Source organism: Paramagnetospirillum magnetotacticum MS-1, assembly GCF_000829825.1.
Taxonomy (GTDB): Bacteria; Pseudomonadota; Alphaproteobacteria; order Rhodospirillales; family Magnetospirillaceae; genus Phaeospirillum; species Phaeospirillum magnetotacticum.
In genome coordinates this window covers 99,491-116,387 of sequence record NZ_JXSL01000033.1, presented here as the reverse complement: position 1 = coordinate 116,387, position 16,897 = coordinate 99,491, and the positions used below count along the sequence as shown (strand labels likewise).

The window sequence follows — 16,897 nt, the reverse complement described above, 5'->3', positions numbered from 1 at the left end:
GGAGGACGGGAGGGCCTTCAGGCTGCTCAACGTGCTCGACGACTTCAACCGCGAAGGGCTCGGCATCGAGGTGGATTTCTCGCTACCCGCCGAACGGGTCGTACGCATGCTGAACCGGATCATCGAATGGCGTGGCAGCCCCAAAGCCATTCGGGTCGATAACGGCCCGGAATACATCAGCGGCACGTTGATGAAATGGGCTGAAAAACGAGGGATTGCTCTCCAGCATATCCAGCCCGGCAAGCCCCAGCAGAACGCCTATGTGGAGCGCTACAACCGGACGGTCCGCCACGAATGGCTGGGCCAGTTCCTCTTCGAAACCATCCAGGAGGTGCAAGATCACGCCACGGATTGGCTATGGACCTACAACAACGACAGACCCAATATGGCCATCGGCGGCATCACACCCGCCCAGAAACTGAAATTGGCCGCGTGAGTTCTATGTTCCAACCCCGTTAAAAACGGGGGGATTACCGCCGGAGCTACAGATAACCATCATTTTTTTGAGTGTATCCTCGGATACAGATCGCCCCCCGTGGCGGCGCTACCCTCGGATCAGCATCGCATGGAAGGGGAGCAAATCCATGAACGCCGATCTTTCCCAGATCCTGACCACCGGAGCCATGGTGGTTCTTTTCGCTATCTCGGCCCTGGTTCTGCTGGTTCGCATGGATTTGGCGCCAGCCGGGGACCGCCCGAGCCCGCTGGACGGCGGTGGACGTTGGTTCCTGGGCGCGGCGCTGGGAATCGGCGTCATCGCCTTTTCCATCAAACTGGCCATCATCTTGACCCTGTCGTCATTCCCCGATCAGACCATCGCGCCGCTGCTGGCCGACCCGGCCCTGGCCCAGCGCGACGACAGCCTCGCCGAGATGCCCTTGCAAAGCGGCCCCTCCGGCCCCGGCCACTACCCCTGGCGCAGCCTGCCAGCCGTGGCGCCCTCGCCGCCCGACAATCCCACCAATCCCGCCAAGATCGCCCTGGGCGAGAGGCTGTTCCACGACACCGCCCTGTCACGCGACCACACCGTATCGTGTGCCACCTGCCACGACCTGCTGGAGGGCGCGGGAACCGACCGGCGCCCCACGTCCAAGGGCATCAACGGCACCATCGGCGGCCGCAATGCGCCCACGGTGTGGAATGCGGCGTTCCAGTCCCGGCTGTTCTGGGATGGCCGCGCCGGATCGCTGGAAGAGCAGGCCATGGGGCCGCCGCTCAATCCCGACGAGATGGGCATGCCCTCGGCGACCGCCATCGAAGCCCGCATCGGCGCCGATTCCTCCTACCGCCAGGCCTTTGCCCAAGCCTTCGGCGACGGCGCATCCGTCACCATGCGGCGCATCACCCAGGCCATCGCCGCCTTCGAGCGCACCCTGGTGACCAATGACAGCCCCTATGACCGCTTCGTCGCAGGCGACGACCACGCCTTGGACCCGGCCCAGAAGCGCGGCATGTGGCTGTTCCAGTCGGTGGGCTGCGTTATGTGCCATTCCGGCCCCAATTTCAGCGGCGCCGCCCTGGTGGGACCGCAAAATCCCTATGCCCCCCTGATGGCCAGCCGCTCGGCCTTTGCTCAACGCCACGGCCTGTCCTCGGACAAGGGCAAGGCGCATGCCAAGGCCGTCGACGGGATCTGGCGCATTCCCTCGCTGCGCAACGTGGCGCTCACCGCGCCCTACTTCCACAACGGCTCGGTCACCGAACTGGAAGAAGCCATCCGCGTCATGGCCACGTCGCAACTGAACGCCACCATCAGCGAGGACCGGCGCCAAAGCCGCACGCCAGCATGGTCGGCGGAAAACTCCCGCTTCGACGTTATCGACCGCCTTGTGCTGTCCGAAGACGACATCCGCGATTTGGCCGCGTTCCTTCGTTCACTCAGCAGTGATAGGCTGGCGCGACGCCTGACCAGGGCGCCTTGATCGGGTGGGGGAACCCCGCATGAAGGACATCGCAAGCATCGCCGCCTTTCGCGATCTGTCGGCCCAGGGACGGCAGAGACTGGAGGGCGGCGCGCTGACCTACCGTTTTGACCCGGGCAAGACCATCATCGAGAAGGGCCAGGACGTTTCCGGCGCCTATTTCGTGCTCGACGGGGGGTTACGGGTCTTCACCCTGCTGCCCGGCGGCAAGGAGGCCACGCTGTATCCCATCCGGCCGGGCGAGACCTGCGTCCTGGCCATGAACAGCCTGTTCAACGACCTGCTCTATCCCGCCTGGGTCCAGACCGAAGAGCAGCCCACCACAATCGCCGTGGTGCCGGGCCGCCTTTACCGCGCCCTGTTCGAGACCGAGCCGGTCATTCAGGATCTGACCGTGCGCACCCTGTCGACCCTGGTCTTCCGCCTGATGGCCGAGCTTGACCATGTGCATGCCTGCACGGTGGAGCAGCGTCTGGGCAATTTCCTGCTGGTCCGCGCCTCGGGCAAGGGGGAGGTGCGCCTCACCCAGCAGGAGATCGCCGGTCACATCGGCACGACGCGCGAAGTGGTGGCGCGGCTGACCAGCCGAATGGCGGCGCGCGGCCTGATCGCCACCGGGCGGGGCAAGATCACCTTGCTGCAGCGCTCGGCCCTGGCCAATCTGGCGCCTATGGAAGAGTGCGGATAAAGCGCGCCCACTGAAATCTCTGGACGCTGCCGCCCGGCGTCACATGGTCCTGGCGCCTCTCCTCCACCAGCCGGAACTCCGGCCCCAGCAGGGCGCCAAGGCTGGCGGCATCGTGGCGGCTCACCGGCAGCCCGGAACATTTCTCCGGCCCATCGGGGGCGAAACCGGCCAGGATCACCGATGCCTCCGGCCCCAGAGCCGCCTTCATCACCTCCACATAACGGGCCTGATCGGCGGGCTCGGTCAGGAAATGCAGCACGGCGCGGTCGTGCCACAGATCGAACAGGCCGGGTACCGGCCGCCAGTCCAGCACACTGGTCTCGATCCAGGTGACCTCGTCGCCCAAGGGTCCCAGACGCTCCGCCGCCTTACCCAGCGCCGCCTCGGCGATATCGAGCACCGCCACATGCACGAAGCCCAAGTCCAGCAAGCGGTCCACCAGGACCGAGGCTCCGCCGCCCACATCGATGATGGCCGCGTCCCGGCGCAACCCCGCCGCTTGGATCATCTCCAGTGATGGCGAAGGATCGTCTTGATACCACGAGACCTCTTCCGGCTGCTTCGTGGTCCAGACCTGCTGCCAGTGGGTGGCGGTGTCGCTCATTTCGATCCTCGGATTTTTCATGGCCGTATCTTGTCCTCCGGGCTGGAAATATACCGCCCAGAGTCGTATAGAGAACGGCTTTTTCGTTTCGCAAGGCGCGGAACGCCAGGAGATTGAAGTCCCATGTCCGAGAACTGGTCGCCGGAAAGCTGGCGCGCAAAGCCGATCCATCAGGCTCCCACCTATCCCGACGCGGCCCGGCTGGCCGAGGTCGAGGAAAGCTTGCGCAACTTTCCCCCGCTGGTCTTCGCCGGTGAGGCGCGGCGTCTGAAGGCATCTCTCGCCGACGTGGCCGACGGCAAGGCCTTCCTGCTCCAGGGTGGCGACTGCGCCGAGAGCTTCGCCGAGTTCCACGCCAACAATATTCGCGACACCTTCCGGGTGCTGCTGCAGATGGCGGTGGTGCTGACCTATGGCGCCGCCATGCCGGTGGTCAAGGTGGGCCGCATGGCCGGTCAGTTCGCCAAGCCGCGCTCGGCCGATACCGAGACCATCGACGGCGTGACCTTGCCGTCCTACCGCGGCGACAACGTCAACGGCAGCGAGTTCACCGCAGAAGCCCGCGTGCCGGACCCCGAGCGCATGGTCCGCGCCTACAACCAGTCGGCCGCCACGCTGAACCTGCTGCGCGCCTTCGCCCAGGGCGGCTATGCCGATTTGCACAAGGTGCATCAGTGGACCCTGGGCTGCGTCGCTGGCACCCTTCAGGCCGCCCGCTACCAGGATCTGTGCGACCGCCTGGACGAGACCCTGGCCTTCATGGAGGCCTGCGGCATGACCTCGGACACCACGCCGCAACTGCGGGAAACCGACTTCTTCACCTCGCACGAAGCCCTGTTGATGCCCTACGAGCAGGCGCTGACCCGCATCGATTCAACCACCGGCGACTGGTACGACTGTTCCGCCCATATGCTGTGGATCGGCGAGCGCACCCGGCAGTTGGACGCCGGTCATGTGGAGTTCCTGCGTGGCGTCAAGAATCCCCTGGGCTTCAAGGCCGGTCCGACCATGAGCCCCGACGACCTGCTGCGTCTCATGGACCGCCTCAACCCCGAAAACGAGTCGGGACGCATCACGGTGATCACCCGCATGGGCGCCGAGAAGGTCGAAGCGGTGCTGCCCGGCCTGATCCGCGCCGTGGAACGCGAGGGCCGCAAGGTGGTGTGGTCGTGCGATCCCATGCACGCCAACACCATCAAGGCGGCGGGCGGCTACAAGACCCGTCCCTTCGACGCCATCCTGGCCGAGGTGCGCGCCTTCTTCGCCGTGCACAAGGCCGAGGGCAGCCATGCCGGCGGCGTGCATTTCGAGATGACCGGCCAGGACGTCACCGAATGCATTGGCGGCATGACCGGCGTGGCCGAGGAGGATCTGGGCGACCGCTACCAGACCGCCTGCGACCCGCGCCTCAACGCTACCCAGTCGCTGGAACTGGCCTTCCTGATCGCCGAGCAATTGAAGGACGAACGCGCCCTGCTGCGCGCCAAGTCCCAGGCCAAGCCAAGGGGCTGAGACCGACCGATGACCTTCGCTTCCCCCATCACCGACCGCTGGTTCGAGGATTATGTGCCGGGTGCCGTGCACGAATTCGGCTCCATCACGGTGGAGGAAGACGAGGTCATCGCCTTTGCCAAGCGCTATGACCCCCAGGATTTCCACACCGATCCGGCGGCGGCCAAGGAGACCATCTTCGGCGGCCTGATCGCCAGCGGTTGGCAGACCTGCGGCTTGATGATGCGGCTTTATGCCGATCACTACCTGACCAAATGCGCCAGCCTGGCCTCGCCCGGCGTGGACGAGTTGCGCTGGATTCGCCCCGTTCGGCCCGGCGACACCTTGTCGGTACGGGTCACCATCGAGACCGCAGTGGCCTCGAAATCCAAGCCCGATCGCGGTGTTGTCACCTCGTTCATCGAGGTCCTCAACCAGAATTCCGAAATCGTCCTCAGCATGCGGGCCGTCAATATGATCGCCCGGCGCAATCCTGGCCGAGCGGCATAAGCGTTCATTACTGGAAGTTATAGCCCGACGGGACTACTCTCATTACCAATGGCGATAAAAGCCGCTCTTGGGGAGGAGGAATCCATGTTGGGGAAATCAGGGATTCTACTTAAGCTCTTATCCACTGCCCTTCTGGCGCTGGTGGGATTCGCCATTCTGTCCATGGTGGCGCTCAGCCAGTTGCGCCAATCCATGCTGGACGACCGCATCGAGAAGGTCACGGTGCTGGCCGAAGTGGCGCGGGGCACCATCAAATCCTTCCACGAACGATCCAAGGCGGGCGAGTTCGACGAGGCCACCGCCAAGGCCCAGGCCCTGGAAACCCTTCGCCCCCTTCGCTATCAGGGCGACGAATATTTCTTCATCTATGATTTCGACGGTATCAATGTCTTGCATCCGACCCGCCCCGAGCGCGAAGGCAAGAATTTCATCGACAGCAAGGATGCCGACGGCAAGAACTATATCCGCGGCCTGATCGCGGGCGCCAAGGCAGGCAAGGGCGTGGAATTCTACAAGTTCCCCCGCTCCGGCAGCGACGTGCCAGTGCCCAAGGTATCGGTCACCATGGCGCATGCGCCATGGAACTGGGTGGTGGGAACCGGAGTCTATATCGACGATATCGATGCCGAGTTCCGTGACGCCGCCATCAAGTTCTCCACCATCGCCCTGACCGTCTGTCTGGCGGCCCTGGTCCTGGTCACCCTTCTTGCCCGCAATATCGCCACACCGCTGAAGCATCTGGCCGACGTGGCCCAGCGTCTGGCCCGCCAGGACTATTCCGCCCAGGTGGACGTCACCGACCGCACCGACGAGATCGGCACCCTGACCCAGGCCATTGCCGTGCTGCGCGACGAGGCGGCCAGCGCGGCCGAAGCCCGCGCGGCCCAACAGGAAAGCTATAAGGCCGCCAGCGCCCAACGCAAGCAGGCCCGCCTGCAACTGGCCGACGACATCGAATCCTCCATCAAGCGGGTCACCGATGTGGTGGTCCAGGCGGTGGGCGAAATGGAAGGCGCCGCCACCATCGTCTCGGGCGCGGTCAGCGAGGCCGGGACAAAGGCCAGCGCCGCCGCCAACTCCGCCGAACAGGCCTCGGGCAATGTGGCCACCGTGGCGGCCGCTGCCGAACAACTCTCCGCCTCCATCCACGAAATCGCCCGTCAGGTGCACGAATCCTCCGACACGTCGGGCAGGGCCGTGGCCGAGGCCGAGCGGACCAACGCCCTGGTCCAGGGATTGGCCGAGGCGGCCGGTCACATCGGCGAAGTGGTGACCCTCATCAACTCCATCGCCGGCCAGACCAATCTTCTGGCACTCAACGCCACCATCGAGGCGGCAAGGGCCGGAGAGGCGGGCAAGGGTTTCGCCGTGGTGGCTGGCGAGGTCAAGAATCTCGCCACCCAGACCGCCAGGGCCACCGAGGAAATCTATAATCAGGTCAGCACGGTCCAGGCCCGCACCAAGGAGGCGGTGGACGCCATCGCCTCCATCTCCGCCACCATCGGCCATATCAACGAAATCGCCGAAGCCATCGCGGCCGCCGTCGAGGAACAAGGCGCCGCCACCGCCGAGATCGCCCGCAATGTGCAGGAAGCATCGACGGGAACCCGTGAGGTCACGGCAGTGCTGGGCGGCCTGACCGCGGCGACCGCCTCGGCGGGAACCAGCGCCAATTCCGTGCAAGGAATCGCCAAGCGGCTGACGGCGGAGGCTCAGTCCCTGGACCGCGAGGTGCACCACTTCATGGATTCCATGCGCGGCGACAACGGGTCGGGGTGAGCGTGTCAAAGCGACTTGTGATCCTTTTTCTCCTCGCCTGGGCCTGTCAGTCCTGGGCCGAGGAGATCCCACCGGCGAACGAATTGCGTTCGTCGGCCATTCAGGCATCCGACCTGACCTTCCCGAACGACATCTCTTCCCTGGACGAGACGACCTCTCCCCGTATGGCCCTTTTCAAACCCGACGGCCGCGGCCCCTTCCCCGCATTGGTGCTGTTTCACCAATGCGGCGGTCTGGGCCAGCGCAACCGTCCCAACCTCTCCATGCTGGACTGGGCGCGGCAAGGAGTGGATAGAGGCTATGTGGTCCTGCTGCTGGATGCCCTGGACCAGCGCAATGTGGACTCTGTCTGCCTTGGCCCCAAGAACGGGCTGGTCTTCGCCCGCGGCGTCCGCGACGCCTTCCAGGCCGCCCGCTATCTGCGCGGCCTGCCCTATGTGGATGGAAAGCGCGTCGGATTGGCGGGCTGGTCCTGGGGCGCCATGGTCGGCCTGCTGGCGTCCCGCTCCTCTTGGGCAGAACCCTTGGCCGAGGGCGACGGCTTCCAGGCGGTGGTCTCCATGTATCCCGGCTGCTTCACCATCCGTCCCCGGTTCAGTTCGGCTTTCGACATCGCCGGTTCGGACGTGACGGTTCCGCTCTTGGTGCTGATGGGCGGGCAGGATACGGAAACCCCGCCCGCCAACTGCCAGCCCGCTTTCGAAGCGGCCAAGGCGGCAGGCGCAAGCGTGGACTGGCACCTCTATCCCGAAGCGACCCATTGCTGGGACTGCCGTCAGTTGGACGGCTATTCCAAGACCGACATAAGGGGCAGCCGGGTCACCTATCGCTACGACAAAGCCGTCACCGAGGATTCGGCCGAACGGATGTTCGGATTCCTGAAGAGCACCATGCGGTGAAAGTGCAGGCGAGACGCCTGCGCTCCCAATAATCCTGGAGCGCGGGCATCCTGCCCGCACGGGGTCCTCAGATCAGGAACAGATTATCCAGCGCCTTGAACAGATCGTCGGCGAAGCTGGCGCCCTTGAACAGGACGGGGATCCGCTTGGGCAGCAGTTTGAGGATGTCGTCGTCCTTGTCCAGGCTGGTGATCACCGCCAGGGGAATATTGCGGGTGCTGGGCATGGCGGACAGGGCCATGGCCAGATCGATGCCCTCCAGATCGGGCATCATGGCGGAAATGATCACCAGATCGGGCTTGGTCTCCACCACCATGGCGAAGGCGCGAAGCGAGTCGGCCATCAGCGAGACACGATAGCCGCATTGCTGCAATTCGCGTTCGACGAAGCGGGTCTGGGCGCCGTGAGGCATGACCAGAAGCACTTCCACATTGCGAATCTCGATATCGCCGAGATCAAAGCCCAGCTTGGCGGGCAGAGATCGCACCAAGGCGGCCGGATCGGCATCGGCGGCCTTGCCCTGGGCCATGCGGGTCATCAGATCGAAATACCCGGCGAGATCGTCCCAGATGCGCGGCGGCGCCACTTCGGGCGTATTGGCCAGATATTCCTCCAGCCGGTGGGCCACGGTGGCCAGACGGTGCATGGCGTAATTTGCCGCCTGCCCCCGGAACTGCACGGCGGCACGGCGGCAATCGGTGACCATCTTTCGGAAGTCACCCCGTCCGTTGCGCACGGCGTCCATTTCCACGTCGAGGTTTTGCAGGCTTTCCGTCAGCTCATCGACGAATTCCAGCCGCAACTGCTCGACGACTTCCTGGGCATTCCTGCCGTGATGACCATTCGCAGAATCCGACATTGATGCGAATCCGCCTTTCCATAATCCCTGGGACAACGACCCGAACACCCGCAAAACACTTTAGCTGAGACGGCGCGCTATGACCATGGTTTTACCGCAGCCGCAGACCCCCAGGAGAGTTGCGCCGTCCGGCGAGTTAGGGGAAACTGGCGGTTGGGCGCATGTTTCAAGTCAGGACAAATTTTCCGTGTCATCCGACCAGACCATTGACCGTATCGTTCAGAAGACTCTGCTCGACTGTTCGCCCAAATCCACCATTCTTGAGGCCGCCCAGGCCATGGCGGCAGCCCATTGCTCGTCCATTGTGGTGATCGAGAACGGCAAGCCGGTGGGAATCTGGACCGAGCGCGATGCATTGGCCATTGACCTTACCGATCCGGCGGCGTTTCAGCGCCCCATCAGCGAGGTGATGAGCACCCCGGTCAAGACCGTCCATTCCAGCAGCACCATCGGCGATACCGGCATGCGCTTCAAGCTGGAGGGCGTGCGCCATTTCGTGGTAGTGGACGATGCCGGTGCCGCCATCGGAATCGTCAGCCAGAGCGATATCATCCTCGGCCATGGCGTCGAACACTTCCTGGTGCTGCGCCCGGTGCGCTCGGCCATTTCGCGGCCCATGGTCACCATTTCCAGCGACGCCAGCCTGACCCAGGCGGTAAAGCAGTTGCGCAACGCCCGCGCCGATGCCGCTATCGTGCTGGGCGACGAGACCCTGCCGCCCGGCATCATCACCGAGCGCGATGTTCTGCGCCTGATCGCCGGAACCCAAGCCATTCCCCGCACGGTGGGCGAGGTGGCCAGCCGCCCGCTGCTGACCATTCCCGAGGAAGACTCGCTGCTGGCCGCGCGCGCCATGCTCGAACAAAAAAATATCCGCCATATCGGCATCACCGACGCAAATGGCGAACTGATCGGTGTCTTGTCCTTCTCGGACATCCTGGCGACCTTGCAATACGAATATGTCCACCGCCTGGACGAGGCCCTGAAAGAGCGCGACGCCGCCCTGTTGCGCTCGCGCAAGGACCTTAATCTGGCCCGCAAGGTCATCGAGGCCTCGCTGGACGGCATCATGATCGTCGACGCCAATCAGAGGGTCGAATTCGTCAATCCCGCCTTCACCCATATGACGGGTTACGAGGCCGAGGAGATCATCGGCAAGAATCCCAACGTGCTGAAGTCGGGCCATCACGACGACGACTTTTACAAGCACATGTATACGGTGCTCGACGCCCAGGACTACTGGCAGGGCGAGATCTGGAACCGCCGCAAGAACGGCGAGATCTATCCCGAATGGCTGACCATCAACGTCATTCGCGACGAATCAGGCGAACTCACCCAATACGCCGCCATCTTCAGCGACATCACCGAGCGCAAGAAGACCGAGGAGCGGATCAAGAACCTCGCCTATTTCGATGTGCTGACCGCGCTTCCCAACCGGAGGTTGTTCACCGACCGATTGCAGATCGCCATCGCCAATGCCCATCGCCATGGCCAGCAGCTGGCGATCATGTTCCTGGATCTCGACCTGTTCAAACGCATCAATGATTCGCTCGGCCATGGGGTGGGCGATCAGGTCCTGGTGGAGACGGCGGCCCGTATCAGCCATTGCGTCCGTGAAGGCGACACGGTGGCGCGCCTGGGCGGCGACGAGTTCACCGTCCTGCTGCCCGAGATCGACCATATGGAAGATGCCGCCAAACTGGCCGAACGGGTCATCGCCCATGTCAAGCAGCCCTTCGTGGTCGATGACAACGAGCTTTACGTCACCACCTCCATCGGCATCGCCGTTTACCCCGAGGACGGCGACAGCGTCGAGGCGCTGATCAAGAACGCCGACACCGCCATGTACCGAGCCAAGGATCTGGGCCGCAACAGCTTCCAGCTTTACACCCCGGCCATGAATGCCCGCTCGTTCGAGCGGCTGACCATGGAATCCTCGTTGCGCCACGCCCTGGTCCGCGACGAGTTCCGCCTGGTCTATCAGGTCAAGGTGGACTCGGAAGATGGCCGCATGTCGGGCGTCGAGGCCCTGGTGCGCTGGCATCACCCGGAGATGGGACTGGTCTCGCCGGTGGACTTCATCCCCCTGGCCGAGAATATGGGCGTGATCTCCGATATCGGCGAATGGGTGCTGCGCACCGCGTGCCGCCAGTGCAAGCACTGGATGGATCTGGGCCTGCCGCCGGTGCGCATCGCCGTCAACGTCTCGGCCCAGCAATTCGTCGAGACCGACGTGCCCGAAGTGGTGGCCCGCGCGCTGCGCGAGACCGGCCTGCCGCCCCAGTATCTGGAACTGGAACTGACCGAGACCGTGCTGATGCAGCGGGTCGATGAGGTGGTGGGGGTCTTGAAGGCGCTGCGCGCCATGGGCGTGCGCATCTCCATCGACGATTTCGGCACCGGCTATTCCAGCCTCAGCTACCTGAAGCGCATGCCCATCGACGCGCTCAAGGTGGACCGCTCCTTCGTCAACGACATCTTCGACGGCCAGTCCAAGGTGACCGAGGATGGGGCCGAGATCGTGTCCACCATCATCAACCTCGCCCACAATCTCAAGCTCAAGGCCATCGCCGAGGGGGTCGAGACGCCGGAACAGGCCGAATTCCTGCGCTCCAAGGGCTGTGACGAGGTTCAGGGCTATCTGATCAGCCGCCCGGTCTCGGGCGAGGATCTGATCAGCCTGTTCGACCGCAACCTCCTGCCCCAGGGCAAGGAGGAGTGAACTACTCCGCCGCCGCCGGAACCGCGTCCTGATCCCTCTCGCCGGGCAATTGCCAGGCGGCCAGGGCCACCAGGGCGGCGGAGACGGCCAGCACGGAAAACACCGTCTCGAAGCCGCCGCCATGCCCACGGATCAGCGACACCATGGGTACGCCCAGACCCGAGACGCCAAAGGACAGCACGAATTTGAGGCCAAAGGCCGTGCCACGCCATTTGGACGGCGTATAGCGCGACAGCAGCAGGTTTTCGGCGGGAATGCCCGCCATGTTGAAGCTCACCGCCATCACGGCGATCAGCAGCAGCCCCAGCCCGCTGGCATGGGCCAGTCCCAGCAGCAGAGGCACCTGGATCAGGGCCGCCACCATATAGATGCGCTTCGGGCTCATGCGGTCGGCCAGATGACCGGCCAGGATCTGGGTCAGACCGGCCAGCAGATAGACCACGGTTACGCCGCCCGCCGCAGCCCAAAGTCCGAACTCGCCCAACCGCTCCTCGAACAATTTGGGCAGGGAAGGCTGGGTGGCCTGATAGACCAGACCGGCGCACAGCATGGTCACCGACAAGACGATCCCGGCCCGCACCGTCTCGCCCCGCCCGGCCGCCGGTTCGGGCTTGCGGTCGGACTTGGTTTCCACCACCACGCCCTTGGCCACCATGATCAGGAACAAAAGGCCCGTGCCCAGCACCACCAATCCCGGCACGATGAAGGCGGCGCGCCAGCCCGACAAGGCGATCAGCCCGCCCGCCACCACACCCGCCAGGGCCGGACCGACCCCGCCGAACACGCCGTTCAGCCCGATAGCCTTGCCCTTATCCACGGCGTTGCGGACCAGCCAGCTGATCCCCACCGGATGATAGATGGAGCCGAACAGCCCCATGAAGCCCAAGCCCACCGCCAGCATCACCGGCCCCTGGGACAGCCCGACACCGATGGCCGCCAGGCCTAGGCCGATGAAATAGACCGCCATCATTCCCACCGTGCTCCAACGGTCGCCCAGCCACCCGGCCAGGGGGGCGGGCAGACCATAGAGCAGCTTGCCCGCCACGATCAGGGCCAGCACCTCCTCGTAGGAAAGTCCCGTTTCGGCCGGTAGAAACAGGGCGACGATGAAGAAGATGGGCTCGAAGATATGGGCATAGGCATGCCCGGCGCAGGAAAAAGCCAGCGAGGCCCTGGCGGAGCGAAGCGGAACGGCGGAGGACATGGAAACAAACCCGGACTGGCGGCTGGTCGGACCACTTTGGCACCCCGATCGCGCGCAAGGCAACATGAACGTAACACTGCCTTGTGGGCGGCGGGCTTGCATCATGCAGGCGATTGAACGACATTGTGGAAGACGCCTTGTTACTCCGGCCCCGGCGGTTCCTTTTCATGAGCATGACGACCGTCCTCATCATCAGCCTCGCGGCGGGAGTGATCCTGGTCGTTGGCGGCGGCCTGCTCATGTACATGGCTCAGTTGGTGAAAAACGCCTATGAGCTGAAGGTCCAGATCAATTCCGAGGTGGATGAGCGCCTCACCAAGATGACCGAGGACCTGGACAAGAAAAGCCGCTGGATCAAGCGCGATCTCATCGAGGAAATCGAGAAGATCAAGATCGCCATGGAAACCTCCAACGCCAACAAGTTCCATGAGCTGACCGAACCCTTCACCAAGCGCCTGGAAGCCATGGAAGACATGTTGCGCAAGGACCGGGCGGACTGGACCAAGGCGCTGAACGAGGACCGCGAGGTCATCACCAAGGTGGACGCCAAGCTGGGTGCGTTGCGCCGCGAAATGAAGACTCCCGAGGCCAATCCCTCCCTCGACGCCGCCATGGCCAGCCTGGCCGCCGCCAAGGCCGCCGGAGCCGAAGCCCAGGCGGCGGCGGATGCCGCCGCGCCGCCCTCGCCTCCCGCTCCCGCCCAGCCCGACACCACCACCATGAGCGGCTTCCTGCCCGATCTGGGCAAAAAAGCCTGACCCCAATCTGGGATCAGCCCACCACATCCCGGCTTCAATGGCCCCACCCAGGTTCAAGCGGCGGCGAGTCGTTTCTAGAGCACCGAGCCTCAAATATGAGGCGCGGTGCTGATGCGAGCATTGAGCGAGCGGCCAAGGGCGCGGAGGCGCCCGCTAAGGCAGAGGGCAAAACAAATGAAGCTGAAGCGTGATGCATATTTAAGGCATCACGCTTTAGCAGAGACCGCCAGCAGGTTGGCGCCGCCGTTGCCGTACCGATCCGCCCCCACTGCAGGCAGGTGTTCCGGGTTAGGGTAAGAGGAGGCCCAGAGATGCGCGAAGGGATGAATCCCTTTGCCTCTCTTTCCAAGGATCATGTTTCGAAGTATCGCCGCCTCGATCCTCCGGCCGTGAACGGCGGGGATCGAGGGGCGGCCCATCCCTCCCCAGGGATTAGCTGTCGGCCGCCATGGTATTCATACCTATGTGCTTGTAAATCGGGTGCGCACCCTATTTGGGCAGGCGATAGAAGTCGGCGATGCAGTTCCAGGCTTCTTCGGCAGTTTCCACGAAGGTGAAGATGTCCTTGTCCTCGGCCGCGACCATGCCTTCGCTGATCATGGCGTCGATATTGATCACCCGTTCCCAGTATTCGCGCCCGAACAGCAGGATGGGGATGGGTTCGATCTTACCGGTCTGGATCAGGGTGGCGGCCTCGAACAATTCGTCCAGGGTGCCGAAGCCGCCGGGAAACACCACCAACGCCTTGGACCGCGTCAGGAAGTGCATCTTGCGGATGGCGAAATAGTGGAAGCGGAAGCAGAGTTCGGGGGTGATATAGGAATTGGGCTCCTGCTCCATGGGCAGGACGATGTTCAGCCCGATGGATTTGCCGCCAAGATCGTCGGCACCGCGATTGGCGGCTTCCATGATGCCCGGCCCGCCGCCCGTCTTGACCACGAAGTCGCAGACATTTTCACCCGCGCAGGTTCCGGTGACGATGCGGGCGAAGCGCCGGGCTTCCTCGTAATAGCGGCTGTTGGCCACCATGCGCCGGGCCACGGCCAGCCGCCGGGCGGCCTCGCGGTCCTTGGGGTGATTGCGGGCGGCCTCCTCGGCCTGGCCCAGCACCGCCTGGGCGCGTTCGGGCGAGGGGATACGGGCCGAACCGAACACCGCCACGGTGGATTTGATTCCGTGCTGCTGTTGCAGCAGTTCGGGCTTCAGCAGTTCGAGCTGCAGACGGACGGGGCGCAGATCCTGGCGCAGCAGGAAATCCACATCCTCGAAGGCAAGACGATAGGAGGGCGAGGCCGTCTGGGCCGAGGATGCGCCCGGCTCGCCGGTTTCGGAAACCTCGCGCCGGGCCGATGCGAAGGGGCCGCGCCTGGTGAAGGTCTTGCGCATAAAAGAGATCTCCAAAATCCTGGCCTCAGTATCGGCCATGCACCCTTACCATGGCGTAAAGGCGAAAGCATTGCTTGGAAACCGCGCCAGCCTTCGCTATAGGGGAGGGAATTCTTCATGGACGAGACCATTGGCATGACCCTTCAGCAGTTCGGCGATTTCGGCGATTTCTCCCTGACGGTGCTGGTGACCAGCCCGCCCTGGTACGAGAACTGCTATCTGGTGGTGCACAAGCCCACCAATAGCCTGGCCATCGTCGATCCCGGCGGGGATGCCGAACGCATTCTGGAGGCGGTCGCCGCCACCGGCGCCAAACCCCAGGTGATCTGGCTGACCCATGGCCATCCCGACCATCTGGGCGCCGCCCATCAGCTGGAGACGGCGCTGGGCATTTCCACCCGCGCCCATGCCGACGAGGCCCAGGTGATCTCCAGTTCCAGCGACCTCAACCGCACCTTCACCGGGCAGCCGCAAAAGGGCCCGGCCAGTCTGGAGACTTTCGCGGGCGAGCCCACCGAGACCCTGGGCGGCGCGCCGGTGCGGGTGATTCACACCCCCGGCCATACGCCCGGCGGCATCTGCCTGGATTTCGGCGGCTTCGTGCTGACCGGCGACACCTTGTTCCGCAATGGCGTCGGCCGCACCGATCTGCCGGGCGGCAGCGAGCAGCAATTGTGGGCCTCCATCAACCGCCTGCTGGGCCTGCTGGATGACGAGGCCATGCTGTTCTCGGGCCACGGCCCGGAATGGGCGACGCGGGAAGCGCGGCGCTGGTGGCGGATGGTGGGGTAAGGGGAAAAGGAAAAGCGCCCTATCCCCAAAGCTGAATGGGCACCAGCCGCATCCCGGCGGGGACGACGGCCCGGCGCAGATCCATTTCGGTAGGCGTAACCGGAATACGCACCGTGCCCGAGCCCAGGGGCAGTTCCACGATCCGCCCACCCAAGGCCTCGTCGGTATAGGTCACCAGCTTGGTGGCCGACAAGGTGGCGCGCAGCATGCCCGCCCGCATGGGATCATCGACCACCAGAACCGCGCGGCGCAGGACGCGCCCCGGCGCGGCATAGGTGAACACCGCCACGCCGCCCTTGGCGGAATATTCCTCGTCCGCCTTCGACAAAGCCGCCATGCGCCGGGTTTCGGCCTCGAAGGCGAAGGTCACCAGGGGCATGTCGGCGTCGAACAGCCAGTCGCCATTGGCCAGGGAATAGGCGGTGCGCCGCCCGGCCGTCTCTGTCCAGAACAGGAAATCATCGCCCAGATTGGCCGAATGGGCCGCGACGCTGATGTGGAACAGCGGCGCCTTGCGCAGTTCCGAGGGCGCCCCCACCAGCCAGGCAGACAGGCTGGCCTTGCCGATCCCGTCATCGCCCACGGTGACCCGTTGACGCAGCAAGGTGCGGCGCGGGCGGGGCTCGCCGGTGATGGGAACCGAGACGATGCTGTAGGTGGTGTTGATCAGCTTCGATGTGATGCGTCCACGCTCGTCGCGCATGGAAAAGCCCGACCCGCCCGACAAGGCGGCCTCGTCTTTGCCGAACGATCCCGCGGCCATCATGATGAGGCCGGTCGCCACCAGAATCGGCATGGTGAAAAGCGTCACCAGACCGGCGATGATCGCTCCCGCGATAAACGGCCAAGTACTACGCATTCCTCCTCCCCATCGGAGCGGCCTGCTCCCCGAACCCTCGCCACCTTACGACGGCCCAGCCTTTGCCGCAACCCAGGGCCGACCCTACTGAAGGAGGGCATTCGCATTTCCTTTGCCGATCATAGGAAAGGAAGCGTTGACGCCCGCTTTGGCTTTGGTTAGAAACGTCGCTCCGGCCAATGCGGTAAGCGACCGCCTCTGCGGAGGGGTGGGTGAGTGGCTGAAACCAACGGTTTGCTAAATCGTCCAGGGACCTAAATCCCTGCGCGGGTTCGAATCCCGCCCCCTCCGCCATTACTTCCAAAGAATAGATTCTCTGACGCATAGAGCCTTGGGCGAAAGCCCAAGGCTCTGCGCCGTTTACGGCCTGTATCTGTTGACCGACTTGTCTTGCGGCCGCAAATCTCCGGGCTGTTTTCTCTTC

At 64.1% G+C, this 16,897-nt stretch carries 15 protein-coding genes and 1 tRNA gene; 11 read left to right on the top strand and 5 right to left on the bottom strand.

The genetic code is table 11. From position 1 onward, the window contains the following. From CCC_RS19820 to CCC_RS19810, 3 genes are all read left to right on the top strand, one after another. Positions 1-436, top strand: a 436-nt coding sequence (locus tag CCC_RS19820) for an integrase core domain-containing protein (protein WP_041040603.1), incomplete at its 5' end; no start/stop codon positions are given. 148 nt (positions 437-584) lie between these two features. Next, a complete protein-coding gene (locus CCC_RS19815) occupies positions 585-1,922 on the top strand; it encodes a cytochrome-c peroxidase (RefSeq protein ID WP_082036701.1) in 1,338 nt (445 codons plus the stop codon). A gap of 19 nt (positions 1,923-1,941) precedes the next feature. Then, complete coding sequence (locus tag CCC_RS19810; protein WP_009869652.1) at positions 1,942-2,610, top strand: Crp/Fnr family transcriptional regulator; 669 nt, start codon at positions 1,942-1,944, stop codon at positions 2,608-2,610. Here the strand turns inward: CCC_RS19810 and CCC_RS19805 are convergent. Next, positions 2,591-3,235, bottom strand: a complete 645-nt coding sequence (locus CCC_RS19805; RefSeq protein WP_082036700.1) for a class I SAM-dependent methyltransferase — start codon at positions 3,233-3,235, stop codon at positions 2,591-2,593. The two genes, CCC_RS19810 and CCC_RS19805, sit on opposite strands and share 20 nt — an antisense overlap. A gap of 102 nt (positions 3,236-3,337) precedes the next feature. Between CCC_RS19805 and CCC_RS19800 the strand changes: the two genes are divergently transcribed. The 4 genes from CCC_RS19800 to CCC_RS19785 all read left to right on the top strand — a co-directional run bounded on the left by CCC_RS19800 (position 3,338) and on the right by CCC_RS19785 (position 7,893). Further along, positions 3,338-4,726: a class II 3-deoxy-7-phosphoheptulonate synthase gene (locus CCC_RS19800; RefSeq protein ID WP_009869650.1), complete on the top strand. Its 1,389-nt coding sequence runs from the start codon at positions 3,338-3,340 to the stop codon at positions 4,724-4,726. A 9-nt stretch (positions 4,727-4,735) separates the two neighbouring features. Beyond that, positions 4,736-5,215 carry a MaoC family dehydratase gene (locus CCC_RS19795; RefSeq protein WP_009869649.1) on the top strand — a complete coding sequence of 160 codons (480 nt, stop codon included), beginning with the start codon at positions 4,736-4,738 and terminating at the stop codon, positions 5,213-5,215. Positions 5,216-5,299: 84 nt separating this feature from the next. Continuing rightward, entirely contained in the window at positions 5,300-6,994 is a 1,695-nt protein-coding gene (locus CCC_RS19790) for a methyl-accepting chemotaxis protein (RefSeq protein ID WP_041042787.1), read from the top strand. 2 nt (positions 6,995-6,996) lie between these two features. Further along, positions 6,997-7,893 (top strand): dienelactone hydrolase family protein, encoded by an 897-nt coding sequence (locus CCC_RS19785; RefSeq protein WP_041042785.1) that lies wholly within the window; start codon positions 6,997-6,999, stop codon positions 7,891-7,893. Positions 7,894-7,960: 67 nt separating this feature from the next. Here CCC_RS19785 and CCC_RS19780 read toward each other — a convergent pair whose 3' ends face one another. After that, positions 7,961-8,752, bottom strand: a complete 792-nt coding sequence (locus CCC_RS19780; RefSeq protein ID WP_041042783.1) for an Hpt domain-containing protein — start codon at positions 8,750-8,752, stop codon at positions 7,961-7,963. Between the two features lie 187 nt (positions 8,753-8,939). On the opposite strand from CCC_RS19780, the gene CCC_RS19775 reads away from it, so the two are divergent. Then, positions 8,940-11,474 carry an EAL domain-containing protein gene (locus CCC_RS19775; RefSeq protein WP_041042782.1) on the top strand — a complete coding sequence of 845 codons (2,535 nt, stop codon included), beginning with the start codon at positions 8,940-8,942 and terminating at the stop codon, positions 11,472-11,474. Between the two features lies 1 nt (position 11,475). Here CCC_RS19775 and CCC_RS19770 read toward each other — a convergent pair whose 3' ends face one another. Beyond that, complete coding sequence (locus tag CCC_RS19770; protein ID WP_009869079.1) at positions 11,476-12,678, bottom strand: MFS transporter; 1,203 nt, start codon at positions 12,676-12,678, stop codon at positions 11,476-11,478. Between the two features lie 167 nt (positions 12,679-12,845). Here CCC_RS19770 and CCC_RS19765 point away from each other — a divergent pair, with 167 nt between their 5' ends. Next, a complete protein-coding gene (locus tag CCC_RS19765) occupies positions 12,846-13,436 on the top strand; it encodes a hypothetical protein (RefSeq protein WP_009869080.1) in 591 nt (196 codons plus the stop codon). Positions 13,437-13,925: 489 nt separating this feature from the next. Here CCC_RS19765 and CCC_RS19760 read toward each other — a convergent pair whose 3' ends face one another. Further along, positions 13,926-14,822: an LOG family protein gene (locus CCC_RS19760; protein ID WP_009869081.1), complete on the bottom strand. Its 897-nt coding sequence runs from the start codon at positions 14,820-14,822 to the stop codon at positions 13,926-13,928. A 117-nt stretch (positions 14,823-14,939) separates the two neighbouring features. Between CCC_RS19760 and CCC_RS19755 the strand changes: the two genes are divergently transcribed. Continuing rightward, positions 14,940-15,614 (top strand): MBL fold metallo-hydrolase, encoded by a 675-nt coding sequence (locus tag CCC_RS19755; protein WP_009869082.1) that lies wholly within the window; start codon positions 14,940-14,942, stop codon positions 15,612-15,614. Between the two features lie 19 nt (positions 15,615-15,633). Here CCC_RS19755 and CCC_RS19750 read toward each other — a convergent pair whose 3' ends face one another. Further along, a complete protein-coding gene (locus tag CCC_RS19750; RefSeq protein ID WP_041042781.1) occupies positions 15,634-16,473 on the bottom strand; it encodes a hypothetical protein in 840 nt (279 codons plus the stop codon). Between the two features lie 202 nt (positions 16,474-16,675). Here CCC_RS19750 and CCC_RS19745 point away from each other — a divergent pair. Further along, positions 16,676-16,767 (top strand) — tRNA-Ser (locus tag CCC_RS19745). The last annotated feature ends 130 nt before the right edge of the window (positions 16,768-16,897 follow it).